The sequence below is a fragment of the Pseudomonas sp. genome (assembly GCF_030684895.1).
GTDB lineage: Bacteria > Pseudomonadota > Gammaproteobacteria > Pseudomonadales > Pseudomonadaceae > Aquipseudomonas.
In genome coordinates this window covers 1-5141 of record NZ_JAUXXP010000006.1, presented here as the reverse complement: position 1 = coordinate 5141, position 5141 = coordinate 1, and the positions used below count along the sequence as shown (strand labels likewise).

Sequence of the window (5141 nt, the reverse complement as noted above, 5' to 3'; positions counted from 1 at the left end):
GCCGCTGCCCAGCGGCGGCTCATAGGTGGTGGCCTTGAAGTCGCGGTCTTTCCAATAGTGCTGCGGTAGCACCGGCAATTCGCCTAAGCGCAGGATCAGCAGGGAGTTGCCGGCACGTTTGAGTACAAAGCGGATGCTGTGGCGATTAAGGATGTCGACCCGTTTTACTTCCTGCAGGTTGGTGCGGTATTGCGGATGACCCTCCTTGAGCAGCAGGCGATAAGAGAAGGCTACGTCGTAGGCGGTGATCGGTTTGCCGTCGTGAAAGCGTGCTTCGCGGCGCAGGTTGAACACCACCCAGCTGCGATCATCGCTGTACTCCACCGACTCGGCGATCAGCCCGTAGCTGGAAGCGGGCTCATCACCTGAAGGGTCATAGGCGCCAGTGCCGACCATCAGCGGCGCATTCAGCTCGTTGACGCCGTATTGCAGAAAGTTGGCGCTGCTGATCGGGCTGCTGCCCTTGAGGGTGTAGGGGTTGAGCGTGTCGAAGGTGCCGTTGGCCATCATCCGCAGCGTGCCGCCTTTGGGCGCCTCCGGGTTGACCCAGGCGAAATGGGTAAAGCTGGCGGGATACTTCAGTTCGCCAAACTGGGCGTAACCGTGGCTTTTATACAAAGTGGCCCAGGCAGATGAACTGATGGCCATGCAGAGAAGTAACGAGAGGAGGGGACGTATCAAGTGAAATATCCGATCCGTGGCGTCTTGTGGGCTGCTGGTCAGGCACATTAACAGCTTGTATCGGCTGGAAAAAGGGTAGGCTCGACAGCCGTCGACGGCGGCACTTTGACTACACTCAAGCTATCCACTGCGAGGGCATCATTTTGGTAACAGCCTGCCATGGTTTGCAGTCATGGATTGATCGCTTCAACCAAGCCGAATTACCCGCCCTGGCCGCGGTGGTGCAGGATCTGCATCGTTTGACCCTGGGCGACAAATCGTCTGTGCAGCAACTGGCAGATGTCTTGCTGCGCGACGCGGCCTTGACCACCAAGGTGCTGCGTATCGGCAATAGTGTGTATTACAACCCCTCTCAAGAGCCTATCCGCACCATTTCCCGGGCCATTGTGCTGATTGGCTTCGACAACGTACGGCAGATCGGCCTGTCGGTCAGCCTGATCGACGGCCTGCTGGCGCGCAGCTCCCGCGATCAGCTTGCTGAGCTGCTGGCACGCTCGTTTCATGCCGCCGTGCAGGCGCGCAATATCGCCGGCTACGTGCTGACAAAAAATGACGAGGAAGTGTTTATCGCCGCCTTGTTGCATAACGTTGGTGAGCTGGCGTTCTGGGGCTGCGCCGGTGATGCGGCGGATGATCTGGCCAGTGCTCTGGCTCAGCCAGGTGTCGATGAAGATGAAGTGGTGATGCAGCTGCTCGGCACCAGTTTTCGCCAGTTGAGTTTGGCGCTGGTGAAAAGCTGGAACCTGGGCGACACGGTTAGCCTGGCGCATCAGTCGACCAGTCAGAATGACCCAGCCGTCAAAGCCGTGACCCTGGGGGCGAAGATCAGTCAGGCAGCGTTGGATGGCTGGGATACCCCGGTTATGGAGGCACTGGTTGGCCAGTTGGCCAGCTTTATCGGGGTGACCCCGCAGGAAGCCATGCAGCAGGTGCTGGCCAGCGCCGAGGAAACGGTGAAAATGGCGGCGACCTTCGGTGCCAGCCAGCTGTGCAAACTGATCCCCAATACCGACCCGGAACAGATCCGTCTGCAGCAGGAGCAGCGCAAGGCGCGCTTGTTGCAGCCTAATCTGCTGGTTTTGCAGCAGGCGTTGCAGGATCTCGGGCTGATGGTTTCGCGCCGCGGCGATCTCGGTCTGGTGCTCGATACGCTGTTCAAGGGCCTGCATCAGGGGGCGGGGTTGGAGCGCATCATGCTGGTGGTGCTGGCCGACGGGCAGAGCTGTTTTCGCGCCAAACGGGTGATTGGCGAAGGCACCGAGGGCTGGAGCCATGACTTCGTTTTGCCCGTAGCGCAGCAAGAGCAGCCGCATATTTTCAGTTACGCGCTGCGCAATAAAGAAGCACTATGGATGGGCGTGCCGGCCAGCTACAACCTTAATGAGCTGGTCACCCAGCCGATTCGCCAACGCCTGGGGCAGGGCATGTTCTTTATCGCACCGCTGTTGGCCGGCACCCGCGAAATTGGCTTGCTGTATGCCGACAGTCGGGTATCGGGGCGGGCGTTGAAGCATGAGCAGTTTGTCGCCTTTCAGCGCTTTACCCAGTTGACCGGGCGCTGCCTGGAGGCGATGAGCAAGAGGGCCTGATCAGTTGAGGCTATAGAGCGTCAGGGTCTGTCCTGGCTTGAGCGCTTTGCCGGCTTTCGGGTTCCAGGTCTGCAGGCTCTTCATCGGCACTTTGAAGCGCTTGGCAATCAGGTACAGCGAGTCACCCTGGCGCACCTTGTAATAGGTTGCGCTCTGCCGGGGCGCGCTGCCACTGCTGCCACTACCACCGCTGCTGGCTGTGCCTGCTTGCAGGGTGAGTACCTGGCCGACCTGCAGGCTATTACCGGAAAGCTTGTTCCAGCGCTGCACGTCCTTGACGGCAACCTGGTGATTCTTGGCGATCTGCCAGAGGTTGTCGCCATCTTTGACCCGGTAGGTACGGCCTGGCGCGCTGTATGCGACGCTGCGCTGGAACAGCGGTTCACGGCTGGGCAGGCCTGGCTGCGCGGGAATATTCAGCAATTGACCGGTGCGCAGGTTGTTGCCGGAGAGCTTGTTGATGTCCTTGAGGGTGTTCACCGTCAGCTGATAGCGGTTGGCGATGCTGTGCAGACTGTCGCCTGAGCGCACCCGGTACTGCTGCCAGTCGACCCGCTCCTGGGGTTTCATCAGTGACAGGTTGGCGGTCAATAGTTCGGCCTTGTCGGCCGGTACCAGCAGGTGCTGCGGGCCGTCCAGGGTTACGCCTTTCTTGAACGCAGGGTTGAGCAGGTAGAGTTCGTCTTCATCCAGATCGGCCATAGCGGCGACGCGGGCGAGATCCATGTGCTGTTTGAATACGATTTTTTCGAAATAGGGCTCGTTGGCAATCGGGTCAAGGCTGACGCCATAGGCTTGCGGTGTCATTACCACTTGCGCCAGGGCCAGCAGTTTGGGCACGTAGTTCTGGGTTTCGGTGGGCAGCGAGAGGTTCCAGTAGTCGGTCGGCAAACCGAGCTTTTCGTTGCGCTCAATCGCGCGGCTGACTCGGCCTTCACCCGCGTTATAGGCCGCCAGGGCCAGCAACCAGTCGCCGTTGAACATTTCCTTGAGGCGTGTCAGGTAGCTGATCGCCGCATCGGTCGAGGCCATGACATCGCGGCGGCCGTCGTACCAGTTGGTTTGGCGCAGGTTGAAGTTGCGTCCAGTCGATGGGATGAACTGCCACAGTCCGACCGCATTGGCCGGTGAGTAGGCCAGGGGGTTGTAGGAGCTTTCGATCATCGGCAGCAGCGCCAGCTCCATCGGCATGTTGTGCTGTTCCAAGCGCTCAACGATAAAGTGGATATAGGGGCTGCTGCGCTCGCCGGCCTTCTCGATAAACGCAGGGTTGCTGACGAACCACAGGCGCTGCTGCTCGATACGCGGGTTTAGGGTGATGTTGTCCTGCAGTTGATAGCCGTTGCGTACCCGCTCCCAGATGTCTTTGGGCTCTTCGGGGGCTGGCGCCACGCTGCTGTTTAGCCATTGCGGCTCTTGCTCAAGACCGACCGCGCGGTCGGTGTCACGGCCGCTGTCAGGGCGGTATTGCTTGCTGGTCTGGCAACCGGCCAGGGTTATGCACATGATCACCACAAGCGCCTGAGCGCTTTGTGCCAATGCCTTTAAATTCAAGGTCTTGCGTGGTGGTAGGGGCATTGGCGGCGGTGTACTTCCCGGCGAAAAGGTCGGGCGATTCTAGGAATCAGTCTGCCCTTGGTCAAGTTTTAACCAGTCTTTTGTGTGGTTGTCGAGGTTTAGAAATGGTCCTTCCAGGCGCGTAAAGCTGCGAACACCTGCACGGGTGAGCGGCTGGCGGGCCCTTCGCGCTCAGTGATACGGGCTTCGACCGACGGTTGTGCGCTGCGCAGAAAAGGATTGGTGGCACGCTCCAGGCCAATCGATGACGGCAGGCTGATTGTTCCGGCTTCGCGCCATTGGCTGACCTGCGCCAGACGTTGTTGGATTTCTCGATTGTCCGGTTCAACTGCCGCTGCAAAGCGCAGGTTGCTCAGGGTGTATTCATGGGTGCAGAACACCTGAGTCTGCTCGGGGAGGGCGGCCAGGCGGCTGAGCGAGTGGTGCATCTGCTCGGGGCTGCCCTCGAACAGCCGACCACAGCCACCCGCAAACAATGTGTCGCCACAGAACAGCCAGTGCTGCTCGGGCTGGATATAGGCGATATGCCCCAGGGTATGACCAGGCACTTCATAGATATCGAAACGCTGGCCCAGTACATCGGCCTGGTCGCCGTCGCGCAGCGCCAGGTCACGGCCAGGGATCTTTTCATTGGCCGGGCCCAATACCCGAGCGCCGGTGGTTGCCTTCAGTCGTTCAATACCGCCGACGTGATCGAAATGGTGATGGGTGACCAGAATATCGCTCAGCTGCCAGCCGGGGTTGGCCGTCAGCCAGGCTTCTACCGGCGCGGCGTCACCCGGGTCAACAACTGCACAGCGGCGCTGTTCGGCGTCTTGCAGCAGCCATATATAGTTGTCGGAGAATGCAGGCAGAGCGTCGATTTTAATCATGGGTGGGTCGCTAAGCGGGGCACAAAGGTGCATCTTAGGGTGCAATGGCAGCGCTGGCTATGCAGGTATTTCTTATGTCCGATCACCCTTTTGCCCTCGCAGACAGTGAATGGCTCGACCTTATCGGTGCCGCGCGCAGTTGGCTGAGCGGCCCACTCGGGCAGTTGCTGCTGGCGCAGGAGCGGCAATTGCTGGAAGAAGAGCTGGCGCGTTTCTTTGGTGGCTATCTGGTGCATTACGGCCCAGCTGCCGATACGCCGCCGGATGCTCAGCAGATTCAGCGCAGTGTGCGTCTGGGGGCGCCGTTCAAGGGCGTAGAGATCGTTTGTGAGGAGCAATCCTGGCCATTGACCGAACATGCCGCCGATGTGGTGGTGGTGCAGCATGGTCTGGATTTCAGCCTGTCGCCCCATGGTCTGCT

Annotated in this window: 4 protein-coding genes and 1 pseudogene; 2 read left to right on the top strand and 3 right to left on the bottom strand. The window is 59.8% G+C overall.

All coding sequences use genetic code 11. The annotated features are described in order from the left end of the window. Window positions 1-678: ABC transporter substrate-binding protein (locus Q8M42_RS01000; protein WP_305282967.1), on the bottom strand; the 678-nt coding region annotated here is incomplete at its 3' end. A 167-nt stretch (window positions 679-845) separates the two neighbouring features. On the opposite strand from Q8M42_RS01000, the gene Q8M42_RS00995 reads away from it, so the two are divergent. After that, on the top strand, window positions 846-2270 hold the full coding sequence (locus Q8M42_RS00995) for an HDOD domain-containing protein (RefSeq protein WP_304869296.1): 1425 nt from the start codon (window positions 846-848) through the stop codon (window positions 2268-2270). Here Q8M42_RS00995 and Q8M42_RS00990 read toward each other — a convergent pair whose 3' ends face one another. Both Q8M42_RS00990 and gloB read right to left on the bottom strand, forming a co-directional pair. Continuing rightward, the gene (locus Q8M42_RS00990; protein ID WP_304869294.1) at window positions 2271-3848 is read right to left on the bottom strand and encodes a LysM peptidoglycan-binding domain-containing protein; all 1578 of its coding nucleotides are present in this window, start codon (window positions 3846-3848) and stop codon (window positions 2271-2273) included. Window positions 3849-3946: 98 nt separating this feature from the next. After that, window positions 3947-4720, bottom strand: a complete 774-nt coding sequence (gene gloB / locus Q8M42_RS00985) for a hydroxyacylglutathione hydrolase (RefSeq protein ID WP_304869292.1) — start codon at window positions 4718-4720, stop codon at window positions 3947-3949. Window positions 4721-4794: 74 nt separating this feature from the next. Here gloB and Q8M42_RS00980 point away from each other — a divergent pair. Beyond that, window positions 4795-5141 (top strand): annotated as a pseudogene (locus tag Q8M42_RS00980) (SAM-dependent methyltransferase); the annotation flags it as partial.

Coding starts and splice junctions, on each gene's coding strand:
- gloB (WP_304869292.1), bottom strand. CDS start 4,720: ATGATTAAAATCGACGCTCTGCCTGCATTCTCCGACAACTATATATGG.
- Q8M42_RS00990 (WP_304869294.1), bottom strand. CDS start 3,848: ATGCCCCTACCACCACGCAAGACCTTGAATTTAAAGGCATTGGCACAA.